Source organism: Sphingomonas donggukensis (genome assembly GCF_023674425.1).
In the GTDB taxonomy this organism is placed as follows: Bacteria; Pseudomonadota; Alphaproteobacteria; order Sphingomonadales; family Sphingomonadaceae; genus Sphingomonas; species Sphingomonas donggukensis.
This window is the reverse complement of record NZ_CP098401.1, coordinates 399,929-418,085: the sequence shown is the minus strand read 5'-3', so window position 1 is coordinate 418,085 and position 18,157 is coordinate 399,929. Positions and strand designations below refer to the sequence as shown.

Annotated in this window: 17 protein-coding genes; 4 read left to right on the top strand and 13 right to left on the bottom strand. The window is 68.4% G+C overall.

The window, feature by feature from the left end; translation table 11 throughout:
* Positions 1 to 47: 47 nt before the first annotated feature.
* Positions 48 to 887 (bottom strand): outer membrane beta-barrel protein, encoded by an 840-nt coding sequence (locus M9980_RS01980; protein WP_250755029.1) that lies wholly within the window; start codon positions 885 to 887, stop codon positions 48 to 50.
* A 186-nt stretch (positions 888 to 1,073) separates the two neighbouring features.
* On the opposite strand from M9980_RS01980, the gene parE reads away from it, so the two are divergent.
* Together parE and M9980_RS01970 are read left to right on the top strand one after the other, a co-directional pair.
* Complete coding sequence (parE, locus tag M9980_RS01975; RefSeq protein WP_250752790.1) at positions 1,074 to 3,056, top strand: DNA topoisomerase IV subunit B; 1,983 nt, start codon at positions 1,074 to 1,076, stop codon at positions 3,054 to 3,056.
* Entirely contained in the window at positions 3,053 to 4,246 is a 1,194-nt protein-coding gene (locus tag M9980_RS01970; RefSeq protein ID WP_250752789.1) for a hypothetical protein, read from the top strand. Before parE ends, M9980_RS01970 begins: the two co-directional genes overlap by 4 nt.
* Before the next feature lie 20 nt (positions 4,247 to 4,266).
* Here the strand turns inward: M9980_RS01970 and M9980_RS01965 are convergent, their stop codons facing one another.
* Positions 4,267 to 5,100, bottom strand: coding sequence for an AIM24 family protein (locus tag M9980_RS01965; RefSeq protein ID WP_250752788.1), 834 nt, complete (start codon positions 5,098 to 5,100; stop codon positions 4,267 to 4,269).
* A 68-nt stretch (positions 5,101 to 5,168) separates the two neighbouring features.
* On the opposite strand from M9980_RS01965, the gene M9980_RS01960 reads away from it, so the two are divergent.
* The gene (locus tag M9980_RS01960; protein WP_250752786.1) at positions 5,169 to 6,485 is read left to right on the top strand and encodes a serine hydrolase; all 1,317 of its coding nucleotides are present in this window, start codon (positions 5,169 to 5,171) and stop codon (positions 6,483 to 6,485) included.
* On the opposite strand, the gene M9980_RS01955 is transcribed toward M9980_RS01960, so the two are convergent.
* The 5 genes from M9980_RS01955 to M9980_RS01935 form a co-directional block, all read right to left on the bottom strand.
* Entirely contained in the window at positions 6,482 to 6,745 is a 264-nt protein-coding gene (locus tag M9980_RS01955) for a hypothetical protein (protein WP_250752784.1), read from the bottom strand. The genes M9980_RS01960 and M9980_RS01955 overlap by 4 nt on opposite strands.
* Entirely contained in the window at positions 6,742 to 7,293 is a 552-nt protein-coding gene (locus M9980_RS01950) for a GNAT family N-acetyltransferase (RefSeq protein ID WP_250752782.1), read from the bottom strand. Before M9980_RS01950 ends, M9980_RS01955 begins: the two co-directional genes overlap by 4 nt.
* Positions 7,290 to 8,078 carry a LysR family transcriptional regulator gene (locus M9980_RS01945; RefSeq protein WP_250752779.1) on the bottom strand — a complete coding sequence of 263 codons (789 nt, stop codon included), beginning with the start codon at positions 8,076 to 8,078 and terminating at the stop codon, positions 7,290 to 7,292. Before M9980_RS01945 ends, M9980_RS01950 begins: the two co-directional genes overlap by 4 nt.
* A gap of 118 nt (positions 8,079 to 8,196) precedes the next feature.
* On the bottom strand, positions 8,197 to 8,595 hold the full coding sequence (gene apaG, locus M9980_RS01940) for a Co2+/Mg2+ efflux protein ApaG (protein ID WP_250755028.1): 399 nt from the start codon (positions 8,593 to 8,595) through the stop codon (positions 8,197 to 8,199).
* Positions 8,596 to 8,608: 13 nt separating this feature from the next.
* Complete coding sequence (locus M9980_RS01935) at positions 8,609 to 9,817, bottom strand: trans-sulfuration enzyme family protein (RefSeq protein ID WP_250752776.1); 1,209 nt, start codon at positions 9,815 to 9,817, stop codon at positions 8,609 to 8,611.
* Positions 9,818 to 9,864: 47 nt separating this feature from the next.
* On the opposite strand from M9980_RS01935, the gene M9980_RS01930 reads away from it, so the two are divergent.
* Positions 9,865 to 11,103, top strand: coding sequence for a phospholipid carrier-dependent glycosyltransferase (locus tag M9980_RS01930; protein WP_250752773.1), 1,239 nt, complete (start codon positions 9,865 to 9,867; stop codon positions 11,101 to 11,103).
* On the opposite strand, the gene M9980_RS01925 is transcribed toward M9980_RS01930, so the two are convergent.
* The 6 genes from M9980_RS01925 to uvrC form a co-directional block, all read right to left on the bottom strand.
* Positions 11,100 to 12,203, bottom strand: coding sequence for a glycosyltransferase family 2 protein (locus M9980_RS01925; RefSeq protein ID WP_250752771.1), 1,104 nt, complete (start codon positions 12,201 to 12,203; stop codon positions 11,100 to 11,102). The genes M9980_RS01930 and M9980_RS01925 overlap by 4 nt on opposite strands.
* Entirely contained in the window at positions 12,200 to 13,255 is a 1,056-nt protein-coding gene (gene leuB, locus M9980_RS01920) for a 3-isopropylmalate dehydrogenase (protein WP_250752769.1), read from the bottom strand. Before leuB ends, M9980_RS01925 begins: the two co-directional genes overlap by 4 nt.
* A 45-nt stretch (positions 13,256 to 13,300) precedes the next feature.
* Positions 13,301 to 14,032, bottom strand: a complete 732-nt coding sequence (recO, locus tag M9980_RS01915) for a DNA repair protein RecO (RefSeq protein ID WP_250752767.1) — start codon at positions 14,030 to 14,032, stop codon at positions 13,301 to 13,303.
* 109 nt (positions 14,033 to 14,141) lie between these two features.
* Positions 14,142 to 15,041 carry a GNAT family N-acetyltransferase gene (locus tag M9980_RS01910; RefSeq protein ID WP_250752765.1) on the bottom strand — a complete coding sequence of 300 codons (900 nt, stop codon included), beginning with the start codon at positions 15,039 to 15,041 and terminating at the stop codon, positions 14,142 to 14,144.
* A complete protein-coding gene (locus tag M9980_RS01905) occupies positions 15,038 to 15,991 on the bottom strand; it encodes a polysaccharide deacetylase family protein (protein ID WP_250752764.1) in 954 nt (317 codons plus the stop codon). Before M9980_RS01905 ends, M9980_RS01910 begins: the two co-directional genes overlap by 4 nt.
* A 170-nt stretch (positions 15,992 to 16,161) precedes the next feature.
* Positions 16,162 to 18,084 carry an excinuclease ABC subunit UvrC gene (uvrC, locus tag M9980_RS01900; RefSeq protein ID WP_250752761.1) on the bottom strand — a complete coding sequence of 641 codons (1,923 nt, stop codon included), beginning with the start codon at positions 18,082 to 18,084 and terminating at the stop codon, positions 16,162 to 16,164.
* Positions 18,085 to 18,157: the final 73 nt, after the last annotated feature.

Below are 18,157 nucleotides of genomic sequence, written 5' to 3'. Positions count from 1 at the left end.
GTCGCCCCGGCCGCCGTTCCTTCGTCATCGTTGCCGATGGCGTCGCGTCAGAAGCGGAACGCCGCCGTCGCGCGCAGGCTGTGCCAGCGGAACTTGTCGTCCGAACGGCGGAAATCGGTGCCGGTCGTGTTCGGCGCCAGGATGAACGGGTTGGTCGCAGGCGCGGTGCCGGCGCTGGCGCGGACGCGGTAATCGTCGTCCTTGTACTCGTGGTACATATACTCGACGCCGACCGAGAAGTTGTTGCCCAGCAGCTGCTCGATACCGCCGCCGGCCTGGAAGCCGAGCTGGTTGCGCTTGCCGCGGCCGGCGAAGGCGTTGGCAGTGTTGCTGGTGAAGAACTCGTTGTCGATGCGGGCGTAGCCGAGGCCGCCGGTGCCGTAGAACAGCGTGCTGTCACCCGCGACATAGCCGGCGCGCAGGCGGGCGGCGCCCTCCCACTCGATGCTGCGGCGCATGGTGTAGCTCGCCGGCGTCGTCGAGAAGGCCGACACGCTGTCGTTGATCTCGCTCTTGCCGAATTCGCCGACCGCACCGAACACGATCTTGCCCGACTGGATGTCGAAGCCGATCTTGCCGTTGTACGACCAGCCGTCCTTGTCGTTGCGGCACGCGGTCGGCGCGCTGCTGGTGGCGCGGCCGTTGCAGAAGCCGGGCGAAAAGGCATTGGCGCCTGCCGCCGTCGTCACCGTGTCGCCGAACGTGCCGTCCAGGTTGCGATCGAACAGGATGGTCGAGCCGTCGTCGTTCGGCTGCACGTCATAGCCGCCCGACGCGCCCACGTAGAATCCGCCGAAGCGGTTCTCGGTGGTGTCCTGCGCCATCGCGGGCGCGGCCAGCGTCATCGCGGCAGTGCCGATCAGGGTGGCGTAAGCCAGTCGCTTCATCATCGGAATTCCCTTTGTTATCGAGGTTGTCCCCGGTGTTCCCGGCAGGATGTCCGTCGCTGAACGGCGCTTGGATGCATTCGTATCCGCCGCGGCGCACAACAATCTCGATCAGTGACATTTCCGCAACAGCCGTCAGGTCGCCCGCCTTGGCAGCGTCGCGCGATGCGCTCTATAGCTTGGCTCATGTCGTCCGACCTCTTCGCCGCCGGTTCCGCGGCGCCATCATCCGATTACGATGCCTCGTCGATCGAGGTGCTGGAGGGGCTGGAGCCGGTGCGCCGGCGTCCGGGAATGTATATCGGCGGCACCGACGAACGCGCGCTGCACCACCTGGCCGCCGAAGTGCTCGACAACGCGATGGACGAGGCCGTCGCCGGCCACGCCACCCGCATCGAGATGACGCTGGAGCCGGGCAACCGCCTGACCGTCGTCGACAACGGCCGCGGCATCCCGGTCGATCCGCATCCGAAGTTTCCGGACAAGTCGGCGCTGGAAGTCATCCTCTCGACGCTGCATTCGGGCGGCAAGTTCACCGGCAAGGCCTATGCGACGTCGGGCGGCCTGCACGGCGTCGGCGTCAGCGTCGTCAACGCGCTATCGAAGGACACGGTGGTCGAGGTCGCGCGCGGGCGCGAGCTGTACCGCCAGAGCTTCGCGCGCGGACAGACGCTGGGGCCGCTCGAGCATCTCGGCGGCACCCCCAACCGGCGCGGGACCAGTGTCGCCTTCACCCCCGATGACGAGATTTTCGGGCCGGAAATGCACTTCAAGCCCGCGCGCCTGTACAAGCTCGCGCGGTCGAAGGCGTATCTGTTTGCGGGCGTGGAAATCCGCTGGAAATGCGCGCCGGAGCTGATTTCCGACGACACCCCGGCGGAGGCGGTGTTCCAGTTTCCGGGTGGGCTTGCCGATCACCTGCGCGAACAGGTCGGCGCACGCGAATGCGCCACCGCACAGGCGTTCACCGGTCGTCAGGACTTCCCCGACGGCCAGGGCAGGGTCGAATGGGCGGTCGCGTGGCCCTTGTGGTCGGACGGCAGCTACAGCTGGTATTGCAACACCATCCCGACCCCCGACGGCGGCACTCACGAACAGGGCCTGCGCCAGGCGCTGACCCGCGGCATCCGCGCGTTCGGCGACCTGGTCGGGCAGAAAAAGGCGAAGGATATCACCGCCGACGACGTGATGGTCGGCAGCGAGCTGATGCTGAGCGTCTTCATCCGCGATCCGCAATTCCAGAGCCAGACCAAGGACCGGCTGACCAGCCCCGAGGCGACCGGCCTGGTCGAGCGTGCGGTGCGCGACCACTTCGATCATTTCCTGTCCGACAATATGGAGCGCGGCAAGGCGCTGCTCGGCTATGTCATCGACCGCATGGACGACCGCCTGCGCCGCAAGCAGGAGCGCGAAGTCAAGCGCAAGACGGCCACATCGGGCCGCAAGCTGCGCCTTCCCGGCAAGCTGACCGACTGTTCCGCCGACGACCCCGCCGGCACCGAATTGTTCATCGTCGAGGGCGATTCCGCCGGCGGCTCCGCCAAGCAGGCGCGCGATCGCAAGACCCAGGCGATCCTGCCGATCCGCGGCAAGATCCTGAACGTGGCCAGCGCGACCAGTGCGAAAATACTCGCCAATCAGGAAATCGCCGACCTGATCCAGGCGCTCGGCTGCGGCACGCGCAAGGACTGTAGGCCCGAAAACCTGCGCTACGACCGCATCGTCATCATGACCGACGCCGACGTCGACGGCGCGCATATCGCCACGCTGCTGATGACGTTCTTCTTCCAGGAAATGCCCGACATCGTCCGGCAGGGGCATCTCTACCTCGCCCAGCCGCCGCTCTACCGCCTGACGGTCGGCGCGAAGTCGGTGTACGCCCGCGACGACGCCCACCGCGCCGAGATCGAGGCGGGCGTGTTCAAGGGTAAGAAGGTCGACGTCGCCCGCTTCAAGGGGCTCGGCGAAATGAACCCGCAGCAGCTGCGCGAGACGACGATGGACCCGCGCACCCGCGGCATGTTGCGCATCACACTTCCCCAGGAATATGAAGAACGTGCCGGCGTAAAGGATCTGGTCGACCGTCTGATGGGCACCAACCCTGCCCACCGCTTCGCCTTCATCCAGGAAAACGCCGCGCGGCTGGAAGAGGAGGCGATCGACGCATGATGCTGTTGTGGATGGCGCTCGCGGCGCAGGCGGTTCCAGGCACGGTGTTGCGTCCCGACAAGGACAGCGACGTGATCGTCGTGATCGCCCGCGATACGCGAAAGAGCAAGGCCGCGCTGGACGCCTGCATTCGCCGCAAATGCCCCCCGCAAGAGGATATCGCCGCGACGATCACGCACGCTGAAAATCAGTTCATCGATGGCGATTTCGAAAATGCCTGGGCGACGTTGCGCAGAAGCAGGGGACGCAACGATCGATACGCCTCGACATTGCCCAAGTCCGTCAGCGGGTTGCGACAGTTCAGCGCGGATATGGCGACCGTGCTTGGCGAGCCGGATCTGGCCCGGGTCGGAACGATCGATTCGCTTTCGGCCCTGAAGGCGAAAAAGAACGCGTCGCAAGCCGATCTGGAACTCAAGCGGCTGGAGATCGGCGACGCGTTCGCGCGCCAGAGCAACCTGGAGGCGGCAACGACGCCGCTACCACTGCGCAGCCGGCTGCAGATGGCGGTCAGCGTGTATGATGCGGTGGCGAAGCGGGCCGCAGAAGCCCGTCTGCCGGACGTGCAGGGGCGGGCGATGCTTCGGTCGGCGTCGCTGTTTGCGCAACTTGCCAGCGACAACGCCATGTACCGGCAACAGGCGAACCGACGCATCGCGGCGCTGCGGGCGACGACCGACCCGGCGATGCAGACCTATCGCGAGGCCGCCGAAATTCTGGTGGCACGCGCTGCTTATGATCGCGGCGATCCCGCCCCGATCGAGCGCCTGCTCGACACGTATCCGAGCCGCACACGCTCGCCGATGCTGGTGGTCGCTCCGCGGCTCAGTCTCGGAGAAGATGGTAGCTGCGTCGACGCTGGCGCGAACGGTCCCGATGTTCAGGACCAGTGGATCGACTATGACTTCGTAATCGATGCCGGCGGACGCGTCGGCGACATCGTCGAAAGGCGCCGGGGCAAGCATGCCGATGGCGCCTGGATAAATGTCGCCCAATCATCGCTTAGAGGCCGGCGATACCTGCCGCTGGAGATGGCTCAGGGCATGACCGGCGTTTCCCGCCGGGAGCGGTTCGTCCTGGTGGCCGACCGGGCGACGAAGACCGGGACGCGCATCGCAAGCGGCTGCGGGCCGGCGAAGATCATCACGGTCGATCTGACCGGAACGATAACGTCCGCCTCACGATCCTGAAGGCGCTGGAAATCGCCGGGTCAATTCCCGCCGATCAGGTCCCCGAACTGTCCCAGCACGCTGCCTTCTCCGCGATTCTGGCCGCCGCGTGAGCCCGCCGCGGCCAGCATGCGGCCGGCTAGGCGTGAGAACGGCAGCGACTGGATCCACACCTTCCCCGGGCCGCGAAGGCGGGCGAAGAAGGCGCCTTCGCCGCCGAAGATCATGCTCTTGACGCTGCCCGCGCGGACCAGGTCGAAATCGACGCTTGGGGTGTAGGCGGCCAGGCACCCGGTATCGACGTGCAGTTCCTCGCCCGCGGCCAGTTCGCGCTCGACGATAGCGCCGCCCATCTGGACGAAGACCCAGCCATCGCCCTCAAGCCGCTGCATGATGAAGCCTTCGCCGCCGAACAGGCCGGTCATGATCTTCTGCTGGAAGTGGATGCCGATGGCGACCCCCTTCGCGGCGCACAGGAAGCTGTCCTTCTGGCAAATGAGCGTACCGCCGACGCTGTCCAATTTCAGCGGGATGATCGCGCCCGGCGTGGGCGAAGCGAAGGCGACGCGCGCCTTGCCGCTGCCGAGATGCGTGAAGACGGTGGTGAACAGCGATTCGCCGGTCACCAGCCGCTTTCCCGCGCCGAGCAGCTTGCCCATGAAGCCACCGCCCTGCCCGCCCGATCCGTCGCCGAACACGGTCGTCATGTCGATGCCGGCATCCTTCCACACCAGCGCCCCCGCCTCCGCCACCGCGCTTTCGCCCGGATCGAGCTCGATCTCGACGAACTGCAGTTCCTGGCCCTTGATCTCGAAATCGATGTCGTCGGCGAGGCCCGCCTTACGATGATGGGTCCAGGGGCTGGGTGCGGACATCGGCGATTCCCTTCTTGCGGCGGCGCGCGGCTGGTGTAACACTACACTAATACACAAAGAGGGGCTCCATGCGCAATATCCTCGCCATCGCACTCGCCGCCATGCCCTTCGCCGTGGCCGCGCCCGCTACCGCACAGGTTGCCCCCGCCGCCCCGGTCGTGGCCGCACCGCAGCTGACCGCGCGGATCGAAGAGGTGCTGACGATCCTGAAGGGCGGCGGCGACTATGACGCCACGTTCGCGCCGCCATTCCGCGCGCAGGTACCCAGGGAGAAATTTGCCGCCGTCACGAAGCAGTTGACCCAGGCCGCTGGCGCGCCGCAGCGGATCGCGTCGGTCAGGGCCGTGAGCCCCTATGCCGCGGTCGTGACGATCGCCTGCGAACGCGCGGTCGCCACCTTGCAGATAGCGATCGATGCGACCGCGCCCTACCAGGTGTCGGGCCTGCTGCTGTCGGGCGTATCGGCGGCGGAGGCGAGCGTCGGTGCCGTCGATGCTGCGCTCGCGGCACTGCCCGGCACGACCGGCTTCCTGCTCGCTCGGCTGGACGACGGCGGTCCGAAGTCGATCGTCGCGCGCAACGCCGACCGCGCGTTCGCGATCGGGTCGGAGTTCAAGCTGGTGATCCTGGCCACGCTGGTGCGCGATGTCGCCGCCGGCAAGCGTCGCTGGGAAGACCGCGTGACGCTGGACGGCAGTGAGCGGCCCGCGGGCGGCTGGGCGCGGGCGGCAAAGGGCACGCAGGTGTCGCTGCGCGATCTGGCGGCGAAGATGATCTCGGTCAGCGACAACAGCGCGACCGACATTCTGCTGGAAACGGTCGGGCGGTCGCAGGTCGAGGCGATGATGCCGGTGGTCGGCATCGCCGCGCCCGCACGCTCGCGCCCGTTCCTGACGACGGCGGAAGTGTTCAAGCTGAAGGCGGTGTCGGCGCTCGCCGACCGCTATCTTGCGCAGACCGAGGCAGGCCGCCGCGCGATGCTGGCCGGGGAGATCGCGCGGATGCCGCTGTCGGCGGTCCCCTCGACGCTGTTCGCCGATGGCAAGCCGGTGCGGATCGGCGAGCTCGAATGGTTCTTCTCGCCAAGCGACGTCGCGCGCACGCTAGACTGGATCCGCCGCGCGAGCGCGTCCGGCCCTGCCGCCGACGTTCGCGCGATCCTGGCGATCAATCCGGCCCTGCCGCCGGCGACGGCATCGCGCTGGACCTACGCCGGGTACAAGGGCGGGTCGGAGCCGGGCGTAATGGCGATGAGCTGGCTGCTCCAAGCGAAGGACGGGCGCTGGTATGCGGTGTCGGGCAGCTGGAACGACTCCGCCAAGGGCGTGGACGAAATGCGTTTCGCGTCGCTGATGCAGCGCGCGGTCGAGCTTGCCGTTCCCTAGAGCCCGCGCATCCGCCCAAGATGATAGCGCGCACGGCGGACGATGCCGATCAGCATCAGCCCAAGTGCCGTGACGATCAGCACCAGCGGTACCAGCTCCGGCAAGCCCGGCATCACTGTCCCGCGCAGGATCGCGGTCAGGATGCCCAGCCCGGCGAGCAGGAAGCCGAGCTGGCGGGTGCCGGCGGCGACGTGGCGCAACTCCGCCTTGTAGCGAGCGAGTTCGACCGGGTCGGCGAGGTCGGGGGCCGGATCGCTCACCGCCGCCATTCCTCACGCAGCAAGCCCCATATCCACGCATCGCGCACGCCGATGTGCGTTTCCCATTCGCCGCGCAGATGCCCCTCGCGGGTGAAGCCCAGCCGGGTCAGCAACGCGTTCGAGGGTAGGTTTTCGGGATCGGTGTCGGCCCAAACGCGTCGGTACCTCTCGGTTTCGAACAGCAGGTCGATCAGCCGCGACACGCCCTCGCGCGCCAGGCCGCTGCCCCAGTCGCGCCGCAGGACCATATAGCCGATCTCGGCGACGCGCGGCTTGGTCTCGCACGCGGCAAGCGTGCCGACGACGCGGCCGTCGTCCTTGGCCCGTATGGTCCAGCCACGCCAGTCGGTGGAACGCGCCCCGTCGGCGAGGTAGATGCGGGTTTCGTCGATGGACGCATGCGGCGCGCTCGACCACCACGTCATCGCTGCGACGTCGCTATAGGCGGGGTGCAACGCCTCGGCATCGTCGATCGACTGCGGGCGCATCGTCAGCCGCTCGCTGTCGAACTCCGGGTTCAGGAACGCTGTCGGCTCCGCCCCGCTCATTGCGCCAGCGCGTCGACCAGTGCGCGGACCTTCTTCTGGCGCCACTGCGGCAGCGGCGCGACCAGCCAGTATCCGCGGCCCGACGCCCGCGGCTCGCCCACCAGTACCACGCGGCCCGCAGCGATGTCCGCGCGCGCGACCAGTTCGGGAACGCACGCGCGCCCCAGCCCGGCGGCAGCGGCATCGACCGCTAGCCCCGCGTCGGCAACCCGCACCTGCGCGCCGGCATCCTCGCTCAGACAGCCCGGCCACGCGATCGGCGTGTCGGCCCCGCCCGCAGGCGCCGCCACCGTCACCATGCCGTCCGATTCGATCGCCTCGCCCTCATGCTCGCCCGGCCCCTCGCCCCAGCGGATCGCGAGGTCGAGGTTGGCTTCGCTGAAGTCGACGCTCTCGTCGCCGACGATGGCAAAACGGATTTCGCCATCGCCCGAAGAAATCTCGGCCAGCCGCGCCATCAGCCATTTCGAGGTCAGGTCGCGCGGGGCGGCGATGGTCAGCGCCTTGGACGACTGGCCCGCCTGCATAGCCCGCACCGATTCCTCGAACTGGAGAAAGCCGGCGCGCAACGGCGCAAGACCCGCCTCGCCCTCCGGCGTCAGCTCCAGCCCCTTGGTGGTACGGCGGAAGAGGACAGTACCGAGCGTATCCTCCAGCGCGCGGATCTGCTGGCCGACCGCGGCGGGCGTCACCGCCAGTTCGTCGGCGGCACGAGTGAACGACAGATGCCGCGCCGCCGCGTCCAGCACGCGCAGGCCGTTCAGGGGGAGGTGGGTACGCTTCAAAACCGCAACTCGTATCGATGAAGCGCGCCCCGCCCGTTCGCCTTGAGCTTGTCGAAAGGCGTGCCCGGAACACGTGCTTCGACAAGCTCAGCACGAACGGGTTTTTGGAGATAACCACTCACGCCCCCACCGCCGGCGCCATCAGCGCGAAGTGCGGGATCGCGACGTCGAACGACGCGCCGTCGTCGGCGATCATGCGGTAGCTGCCGCGCATCGCGCCGGTCGGCGTTGTCAGCGGGCAGCCCGAGACGTAATCGTAGCTTTCACCCGGCGCGATCACCGGCTGTTCGCCGACGACGCCCTCTCCCTCCACCGTGTGCCGGGCACCGCGACCGTCGGTGATGATCCAGTGGCGGGTCAGCAGCTGGACGGTGCGTTCGGACGTGTTCTCGATGCGGATGTGGTACGACCAGAACCAGCGCCCCCGCGCCGGCTCAGACTGGTCGGCGAGGTAGCTGACCGCGACCCGCACGACGATGCCGTCGGTGTCGGCGACCTGCCCGAACAGCCGGTCCATGACGCCGCTCACGCTACAGCCCCACCGTGCGGAGCGCCTGGTCGAGATCGTCGATCAGGTCCTGCGGATCTTCCAGCCCGACGTTCAGGCGCAGCATCCCCTCGGTCACGCCCATCTCCACGCGCTTCTCCTCGGCCAGCCCGGCGTGGGTGGTCGACGATGGATGCGTCATCAGCGAGCGCGAATCGCCGATGTTGTTCGAGATGTCGATCAGCCGCAGCGCGTCGAGCAGGCCGTGCGCCTGCGTCCGCCCGCCATCGAGGATGATCGCGAAGATGCACCCGGCCATGTCCATCTGCGACATGGCGAGCGTGTGCTGGGGGTGGCTGGCGAGGCCGGGATGCAGGATCTGCGGCACGCGGCCTTCCAGGAACGTGCCGACCTTCAGCGCATTCTCGCTCTGACGGCGGATGCGCAGGTCGAGCGTCTCGAGTCCCTTCAGCACCACCCAGGCATTGAACGCGCTCAAGGTCGGCCCGGTGTTGCGCGTGAACGGCAGCAACGTGTTGGTGATGAAATCCTCGGTGCCGCACACCGCGCCCGCCAGCACGCGACCCTGCCCGTCCATCATCTTCGTCGCCGAATAGGCGGTGATGTCTGCGCCATATTCCATCGGCCGCTGGAGAGCGGGCGTCGCGAAGGCATTGTCGACGAGCGTCCGCACGCCGCGTTCGCGCGCCATGCCGCACACCGCGCGCAGATCGACCACGTCCATCGTGGGATTGGCCGGCGTCTCGAAGAAATAGAGCTTGGTATTCGCTTTCGTCGCGTCGGCGAACTGGTCGGCGTCGCGCGCGTCGACGATCGTGGTTTCGATCCCGAATTTCGGCAGCAGCGTGTCGGTCAGCCAGCGGCACGACCCGAATGCCGCGCGGCCAGCGACGATATGGTCGCCGCTTTCAAGCTGGCACAGCAGCGCCGCGGTCATCGCGGCCATGCCGGTCGCCATCGTACGGCACGCCTCGGCGCCCTCCAGCAGGGCGATGCGCTGCTCCAGCATCTCGACCGTCGGGTTCTGGAGCCGCGAATAGGTCATGCCGGCCTGCTCGCCGGCAAAGCGCGCCGCGGCGTCGCCGGCACAGTCGTAGGCATAGCCAGATGTCAGGAACAGCGCCTCGCTCGTCTCACCGAACTCGCTGCGCGCGGTTCCGCCGCGCACCGCCTGGGTGGCGGGCCGCCAGTGGCGGGTGATCGACTGGTCCTGTCCGGTGCGCCGCTTCATGTTTTCCGCCTTGCCGGAGCGTGTGCGCTGACGCAACCGTGCGGACGATGCCCGCCCGCCTGAGCCACCCCGCCTTCGCCGCGCTGCTGATCGCGCTCGCCGCGCAGTTGCTGTTCTCGATCAACCTCGCCCGCCCGTCGAAGCCGGTGTTCGACGAGGTTCATTACGTCCCCGCCGCGCGGACGCTGCTGACGCTGGAGCGACCGGCGAACATCGAGCATCCGCTGTTGGGCAAGGAGCTGATCGCCGCCGGCATGGCGGTGTTCGGCGACAATCCGATCGGCTGGCGCGCGGCATCGACGCTGGCGGGCACGGCGACCGTCACCGGCATCTTCGCGATCCTGATGCTGCTTTTCGGGTCGGTGCGGACCGCGAGCTACGGCGCGGCGTTCGCGGTGCTGGGCAACACGCTCTACATCCATGCGCGCATCGCCATGCTGGAGCCGTTCCTGGCGGCGTTCGTGGTAGGCGGGGTGGCGGCGCTGCTGTGGGCGATGCGCAGCCCGCCGGATCGCGTCACGCGGCGCTGGGTGCTCGGCGCGGTGCTGCTCGGCCTGGCGACGGCGGTGAAGTGGACTGCGGCGCCTTACATAGCCTTCGCCTCCCTCGCCTTCGTCGCGATCCGTGCGCGGCGCCACGATCTGTGGCCGGGATTGGCGGCGGCGAAGGGCGTCATCCTGCTCGGCGTGATCAGCGTCGCCGCCTATGCCGTCACGTTCCTGCCCGCCTTCTTCTACGCGCAGGACGCGATGACGCCCGGGGGGCTGATCCCCTTCCAGTTCGAGATGTACGCGCGCCAGACGCAGGTGCTCAGCCCCCACCCCTATCAGTCCGGCTGGATGACCTGGCCGCTCGAACTCCGCCCGATCTGGTATCTGTACGAGCCGGTCGACGGCGCGGTGCGCGGCATCCTCTATGTCGGCAACCCGGCGATCATGTGGGGCGGGCTGATCGCGGTCGGCTGGCTGGCGTGGCGCTGGTGGACGACCCGCGACGCGCGCGCCGGCGCGATCGCGCTGCTGTGGATCGCGAGTCTCGCGATCTGGGCGGTGATCCCGAAGAGCCTGGGCTTCTATTATTATTACTATCTCAGCGGCATCTGGCTGTGCGTCGCGTTGCCCGCCGCGTTCCACCTGCGCGCCCACGGGGAACGAGACAGCGCGATGTTCTGGTTCGGCTGCATTGCGCTCGGCCTGTTCGCCTATTTTTACCCGATCCTGTCGGCGGCGGCGCTGCCCAGCGACCAGGCGTTCAACCACTGGATGTGGTTCGACAGCTGGCGTTAACGATAGCGCCCCCACACGAAGCGCGAGCTGAGCGCGAAGTTCCACACCGCGGCAACGACGATCCCGGCCAGCGCCGACACCGCCCAGCCGCCCTGCTGCACGTCGTGCAGGAACGCCGCGACGCCGACATTGGCGACCGCTCCGATCGCGCAGACCAGGCAGAAGCCGATCCAGCCGTCGAACAGCTGGCGTGCCCCCTTCAGCCGGCGGTCGCGGTAGGTCAGCGCATTGTTGAGGAAGAAATTGAACGTCATCGCCACCGCGGTCGCGACGATGGTCGCGGTCAGGAAGCGCATGCCGAGCCCGCGGAACAGCGGCCACAGCACCGCCAGATGCACCGCCGCCCCCGCCGCGCCGATCGCCGAGAACATCGCGAAGCGCACCGGCACGACCTTGCCGAACATGCGGTCATACAGCGCGATCAGATATTCCATCGCGACGACGTGATCGAGCTTGCTCTCGCCCGCCTCGCGCACGCGGAAGGTATAGGGCAGTTCGCGGAATTTCAGAGGGCGCGGGCTGGCCGTCATGATGTCGAGCAGGATCTTGAACCCGATCCCCGACAGCACCGGCACCAGCCCCCGCAACACATCGGCCCGGATCGCGAAGAAGCCCGACATCGGATCGGACAGGTCCGCCTTCAGGACGCGCCGCGACAGGCGGGTGGCGAGGGCCGACTTGGCGACGCGGTCGCGGTCCCAGTCGCCGGTGCCGCCGCCCGTCATGAAGCGCGAGCCGATGACGACGTCGACATCCGGCTCGGCGGAAAGCACGTCGAGCATCTGCGGCAACAACCGCTCATCATGCTGAAGATCGCCGTCGATCACCGCGACGACGGGCGCGGCGCTGGCGCACATCCCTTCGATACAGGCAGTCGACAGGCCGCGCCGCCCGATGCGCTGGATCACCCGGACGCGCGGGTCGATGCGGGCCAGGTCGCGGGCGGCGTCGGCGGTGCCGTCGGGCGAATCGTCGTCGACGAAAATCGCTTCCCAGGAGCGCCCGGCGAGCGCGGCGTCGAGCTTGGCGACCAATGCGGCGACGTTCGCGCGCTCGTTGAACACCGGCACGACGACGGCAATTTCGAGCGGGCGGCTCACAGGCGCGCGAGCACCGCGTCGCCCATCTGACTGGTCGACAGCGCGCCGCCGAGGTCCGCGGTCCGCGCGCCGCCGACCAGCGCCGCGGTCACCGCCGCCTCGATCCGATCGGCCATGTCGGCGCGGTCGAGCGAATGGCGCAGCATCATCGCCGCCGACAGGATCGTCGCGCACGGGTTCGCCTTCCCCTGGCCGGCGATGTCGGGGGCGGAGCCGTGGATCGGTTCGTACAGCCCCTTGACCCGCCCACCGATCGCCTCGCCGAGCGACGCCGACGGCAGCATCCCGATCGACCCTGCGCACATGCTCGCCTGGTCGGACAATATGTCGCCGAACAGGTTGCCCGTGACGATCGTGTCGAACTGGCCCGGATTGCGCACCAGCTGCATCGCGGCGTTGTCGACGTACATGTGGGTCAGCGCCACGTCGGGATAGTCGGCGGCAGTCTCGATCACCACGTCGCGCCACAGCTGCGACGTCTCGAGCACATTGGCCTTGTCGACCGAACACAGCTTGCCCGTCCGCCCGCGCGCGGTTTCGAAGCCGACGCGAGCGATGCGCCGCACCTCGATCTCGTCATAGGCCATCAGGTCGTAACCCTCGCGCAGGCCCTCGATCGTCTCGCGGCGACCCTTCTCGCCGAAATAGACGTCGCCGGTCAGCTCGCGGACGATCACCAGATCGATTGCGCCGGCGACTTCGGGGCGGAGCGCGGACGCATCCTCCAGCCCCGGGAACAGCTTCGCCGGACGCAAATTGGCGAACAGGTTCAGCTCCTTGCGCAGCCCCAGCACCGCCTGTTCGGGGCGCAGCGACCGCTCGACGCCGTCGAAGCGCGCATCGCCCACCGCGCCGAACAGGATGGCGTCGGCCTGCTCGGCCAGATCGAGCGTCGAGATCGGCAACGGATGACCGAGCGTTTCATAGGCCGCGCCGCCGACCGGCGCTTCCTCGAACGTCAGGCCGAGGTCGAGCGCATCGAGCACGCGGCGCGCCTCCGCGACGACTTCGGGTCCGATCCCGTCTCCGGGCAGGAGGGCGATGAGTGGCATGCGTGATCCCCGTTGCGCCCCGCTTCCTTGGCGGGAGGCCGGGATTTACGCAACCGCCCGCTTGATCCGGTCGACCAGCCGCTCGCGTGCCGCCAGCGCATCGGCGGCGCGGCCGTGGAGCAGGTCGCGCTCCAGGAAATGGCCGGTGATCGCCAGGCCGGCGAGGATATCGTCCCACGCCCCGGTCCCGCCCGCGGTCAGGAACGGCGGCAGGCGCATGAGCCTCGCTTCATACCCCGTCGCCGCCGCTCGGCTCACCGCGCCGCTGCTTTTCGGGCTGACGAAGGCGAGGTCGTCGCTCGCGCCCGTCGCCACGCACGTCGTAAGGTCGAGCCCGAAGCCGAGTTCGGCGAGCAGCAGCAGCTCGTAGCGCACCAGCGCCACCGCCCAACCGCGCGCGCCGGGCGCCGCCTCGATCGCATCGATCACTGCGTCGAGCGCGGCATGGAGGCGGGGGTAGGACTGTCCCTCAGGCAGCACCGCGGCCGTCAGCGCCGTCGTCCAGTCAAGCGCGGCGGCGGCCAACGGCTCGGCATACAGCGGCGCGCGACTATCGAGCAGCTCGACCGTCAGCCCCGGCAAGGCGTCCTCAGTTCGTGCCCGCCACTCGCCCAGCACGCGGTTGCCAGGCTGCAGCACCGGGCGCAGCCGCCGTCCATGACCGCCGCGTACATAGCCCGCCTGCAGCCCGTGCTCCGGCGTCAGCGCCCGCACCACCGCGCCATGCTCGCCGTGCGCGCGAATGCTCAGGACAATGGCGGGCGTACGAAGGTGCATGGCCCCCTTCTGCCGTCTCCAAAGGGAGAAGGATACCGCCGCTTGCCAGCGTGCGGCTTAGCGAAGGTTGGATGAGGGTAGGCGTTCTCGACAAACACGCCGGAGACGATCAGCCACGCCGCAGCTTGCGCACCATATCCCGCAGCCCGCCGCGCGCGACGAGCCGCTTCGCCCGCGCCACCGCGCCATCGAAGCCCGCCAGCGCCGCGATCGCCGCGCGGTTCGCCACCGTGGGCCGCAACAGCAACAAGTCGACGCAGGCCACCCCGCCGCTCGCCAGCGCGCGTTTGTGCTGGCCCTCGCCTTCCGTAAAGTCGAACGCGCGCAAATCGCCTTCCGCGAACAGATCGCGCATCGCCTCCCATTGCAGCAGCGTGCCGGGCGACAGCACCCCAACCGCCGGATCATGCCCGACATAGGCGTAGATCACCACGCTATCGACGATCGGGCAATAGAGATAGGCAACCGCCCGCCCCTCAACGAAAAGCAACCAGGCCCGGACCTGCCCCGCCGCCGCCAGCGCGACCATCTCGTGGCGGAATACCGGCGTGTCGGGCAAGCCAGCGCCGAGCAGCTTCTCCTGATAGGTCGTCGCCGCCACCACGCGCGCCAGGGCATGAAATTCCTCGATTTCGGCAGGCGTGCGATACCGCCGCACCTCGACCGCCCCGGCCTTCTTCGTCTTGCGCTTCAGCGTGGACCGGGTGTTGCCCGACAGCCCGGCCCACCACGCGTCGTAGCCCGGCGCCAGGTCGGCGAAATAGCGCGTGTAGCGTTGCCGGACGTGCGCGATCATGCCGCGCGCCGCCGCGACCTCACCCAGCCGATCCTCGGGCAGCGACGTCACCAGATAGCCGTCCGCTCCTGCATCGAGCGCGGGCACCACCGGCGCCCGCTCGGCCCGCGCGTCGTCGAGCGACAGCGCCACGCGCACCAACCGGCGTTTCAGCGTGAACAGGGTTCGCGCGCCGATCTGGAATTTCAGCGGCAGGGGTGCGGCGATGGTCATGCCGCGCGCTCGGCGACCAAGTTCGACCACAATTGCTCGACCTGCCGCCGCCGCGTACGCCAAAGGCTCGGGCCAAGCGGCGTATCGGCGCGATCGAGCGGCAGCGCGGCGCGCTCGGCGAAATGCGTGGTCACCAGCGTATCGCGCCGCGCCGCCAGCATCGCGCACAGCGCCTCGAACCGGCGAACATGGACGGTATTGCGCTGCGTGCCGGCGCGGTTGGCGAGTTCGAAGCCGTGGCTGACGATCGTAACCGCGGCATGATCGCGGATTGCGGCGTGGTCGAGCGCGGCGCGCATCTCGCCCACCGACAGCGCGCACAGCTGGAAATGGCGCAGCCGCCCGGCGCGATCCTCGATCACCGTCACCGGCACCTCGGTCACCCCGCGGTGCGCGACCGGCGCGATCTGCCGCACCGGCAACGCGATCGCGCTCGGCCAGGGATGTTCGGAGCCGTTATGGCTGCTGTCATAGGCGAAGCCGAGCGCCGCGAGTGCGTCCAGCGTAGCGTCGTTGGCGGAATAGCTGCCCGACCGGAACGCGACCGGCGCCGGTGCACCCGCTTCGATCAGCAGGTCGCGCGCCTGCGCGATCAGCCCGCGTTGCTCTGCCGCAGAAAAGTCGATCAACTCGAACCGACCGTGCGCGGTGCGATCGACGGCTTTCGCATCGATCCAGTTGGGATGCAGGTGCAGCTGCACTTCCTGCCCCGCCGCCAGGATCGCCGCGACGACGGCGCGGACATGCTCGATCCCGTGGACCAGCGCCGGCATCGGATCGACGAAGAACGTCGCCTTAAGCCTATGCTCCGCCAGCGTCGCGAGCTGGTACGCGATCCCGACCCCCGCCGGTTCCAGCGACCGCGCGACGATCTCCGCGGACGGCAATCCCGCCGCATGGTGCCGCCACAGCAGCTCGGTATCGACCGTCAGGAACACGCGCGTCGCCATGCGTGCGGGCGTAGCGCGGGTGGGTGAAGGAAGTGGAAACTTCGGAGCGGGCAGGCGCGATCGATTACGGGCGGGCGGACGCGGGAGTAAATCCCGCGTCGTCGGTTGGCGCTGTGCGCCGCCAGCCGGCGGTGCGCGTCTCATGATTTGCTGCGCAAATCATGTGCGCGCTACCGCGCATGATAGAAATCATACACCTGTTGCGCAACCGCCGCCGACACGCCCGGCGCCTGTTGCAGGTCGGCAAGGCTGGCGTTGCGCACCGCACGGCCCGTGCCGAAATGCATCAACAGTGCCTTCTTCCGCGCCGGGCCGATGCCGGGCACGTCGTCGAGCGGGCTAGCGCCGATCGCCTTGGCGCGTTTCGCCCGGTGCGCGCCGATCGCGAAACGGTGCACCTCGTCGCGCAGCCGCTGGAGGTAGAACAGCAGCGGTGAATTCACCGGCAGCGTCAGTTCGCGCCCGTCCATCAGGTGGAACACCTCACGCCCCTCGCGCCCGTGGTGCGGCCCCTTGGCGACGCCGACCAGGCACACGTCCTCGATGCCCAGATTCTCGAGCACCGCCTTCGCCGCGTTCAGCTGCCCGCGACCGCCGTCGATCAGCACCAGGTCGGGCCACTCGCCCGAATCGCGGTCGGGATCCTCCTCCAGCGCGCGGGCGAAGCGGCGGCTGAACACCTCGCGCATCATCCCGAAGTCGTCGCCCGCGATCGTCTCCGGCCGCTTGATGTTGAACTTGCGGTACTGGCCCTTGCGGAACCCCTCGGGCCCGGCGACGACCATCGCGCCCAGCGCCGCCGTGCCCTGGATATGGCTGTTGTCGTATACCTCGATGCGCTGGGGCGGCTCGGCCAGCTCGAAGAAATCGGCGACCTCGCGGTTCAGCCGCGCCTGGGTCGTACTCTCGGCGAGGCGCCGCTCCAGCGCCTCCTTCGCGTTACGCTGCGCCTGTTCGAGCAGCCGCTTGCGCGTACCCCGCTGCGGCACCGAGATCGCGACCTTGTACCCCGCAGCCTCGCCCAGCGCCTCGGCGAGCAGCTCGCTTTCGGGCAGCTCGCGGTCGACCAGGATCGTGCGACCGGGCGGCACCTCCTCATAGAATTGCGCGAGGAACTGGGTCAGCACCTCGGTCTCCGCCACGTCGCCGGTGTGCGCGGGGAAGAAGCCGCGGTGCCCCCAATTCTGCCCGCCGCGGATGAAGAACGCCTGGATGCCCATCACGCCTTCGTGTGCGGCCAGCGCGAAGATGTCGGCGTCGCCGACCCCCTCGGCATTGATGAACTGCGTGCCCTGGATGAAGGTCAGCGCGCGCAGCCGGTCGCGGATTACCGCGGCCAGCTCGAAATCCATGTTCTCCGCCGCCGCGGTCATCTGCGCGCCGAGCTTCGCCTGGACGTCGGTCGCCTTGCCGGCCAGGAATTTCTTGGCGTCGTCGACCAGTTCGGCATAGCCCGCAGTGTCGATCCGACCCACGCACGGCGCCGAGCATCGCTTGATCTGGTAGAGCAGGCACGGCCGGTCGCGGGTCTTGAAGAAACCATCGGTACACGACCGGAGCAGGAACAGCTTCTGCAGCGCGTTCAGCGTGTTGTTGACCGATCCCGCCGACGCAAACGGGCCGTAATAATTTCCCTTCGCCCGCCGCGCCCCGCGATGCTTCTGGATGCGCGGAAAGTCGTGATCGGCACGCAGCAGGATGAACGGAAAGCTCTTATCGTCGCGCAGCAGCACGTTGTACGGCGGGCGATACCGCTTGATGAGCTGCGCCTCGAGCAGCAGCGCCTCGGCCTCGTTGTTCGTCGTCACGATCGTCATCGACCGCGTCTGCGCGACCATCCGCTGGAGCCGCTTGGTCAGGCGCGTGACATGCAGGTAATTGGCGACGCGGTTCTTCAGCGCGCGCGCCTTGCCGACGTACAGCACCTCGCCCTTGGCATCCTGCATCCGGTACACGCCGGGGCGCACGGGGAGCGTCTGGACGACGTTGCGGATCGCCGCCACCCCCGCCTCCAGGTCGGGCGCATCGCTCCCGCGGACGGTATAGGTGGCCTGTTCCTCGTTGAAGCGATTGGGGGAGGTCGGGTCGATCACGCGCCCGATCTAGGAATCAATCGCCGTGCGGGCAACTTCCCGCGCACACGAAAGCGGCGTAGCATCGCCGCGG

Coding starts and splice junctions, on each gene's coding strand:
- M9980_RS01965 (WP_250752788.1), bottom strand. CDS start 5,100: ATGTCCGCACCCAGCCCCTGGACCCATCATCGTAAGGCGGGCCTCGCC.
- recO (WP_250752767.1), bottom strand. CDS start 14,032: ATGCACCTTCGTACGCCCGCCATTGTCCTGAGCATTCGCGCGCACGGC.
- M9980_RS01980 (WP_250755029.1), bottom strand. CDS start 887: ATGAAGCGACTGGCTTACGCCACCCTGATCGGCACTGCCGCGATGACG.
- M9980_RS01910 (WP_250752765.1), bottom strand. CDS start 15,041: ATGACCATCGCCGCACCCCTGCCGCTGAAATTCCAGATCGGCGCGCGA.
- M9980_RS01905 (WP_250752764.1), bottom strand. CDS start 15,991: ATGGCGACGCGCGTGTTCCTGACGGTCGATACCGAGCTGCTGTGGCGG.
- leuB (WP_250752769.1), bottom strand. CDS start 13,255: ATGCCACTCATCGCCCTCCTGCCCGGAGACGGGATCGGACCCGAAGTC.
- M9980_RS01970 (WP_250752789.1), top strand. CDS start 3,053: ATGATGCTGTTGTGGATGGCGCTCGCGGCGCAGGCGGTTCCAGGCACG.
- M9980_RS01930 (WP_250752773.1), top strand. CDS start 9,865: ATGCCCGCCCGCCTGAGCCACCCCGCCTTCGCCGCGCTGCTGATCGCG.
- M9980_RS01935 (WP_250752776.1), bottom strand. CDS start 9,817: ATGAAGCGGCGCACCGGACAGGACCAGTCGATCACCCGCCACTGGCGG.
- M9980_RS01950 (WP_250752782.1), bottom strand. CDS start 7,293: ATGAGCGGGGCGGAGCCGACAGCGTTCCTGAACCCGGAGTTCGACAGC.
- M9980_RS01960 (WP_250752786.1), top strand. CDS start 5,169: ATGCGCAATATCCTCGCCATCGCACTCGCCGCCATGCCCTTCGCCGTG.
- apaG (WP_250755028.1), bottom strand. CDS start 8,595: ATGGACCGGCTGTTCGGGCAGGTCGCCGACACCGACGGCATCGTCGTG.
- parE (WP_250752790.1), top strand. CDS start 1,074: ATGTCGTCCGACCTCTTCGCCGCCGGTTCCGCGGCGCCATCATCCGAT.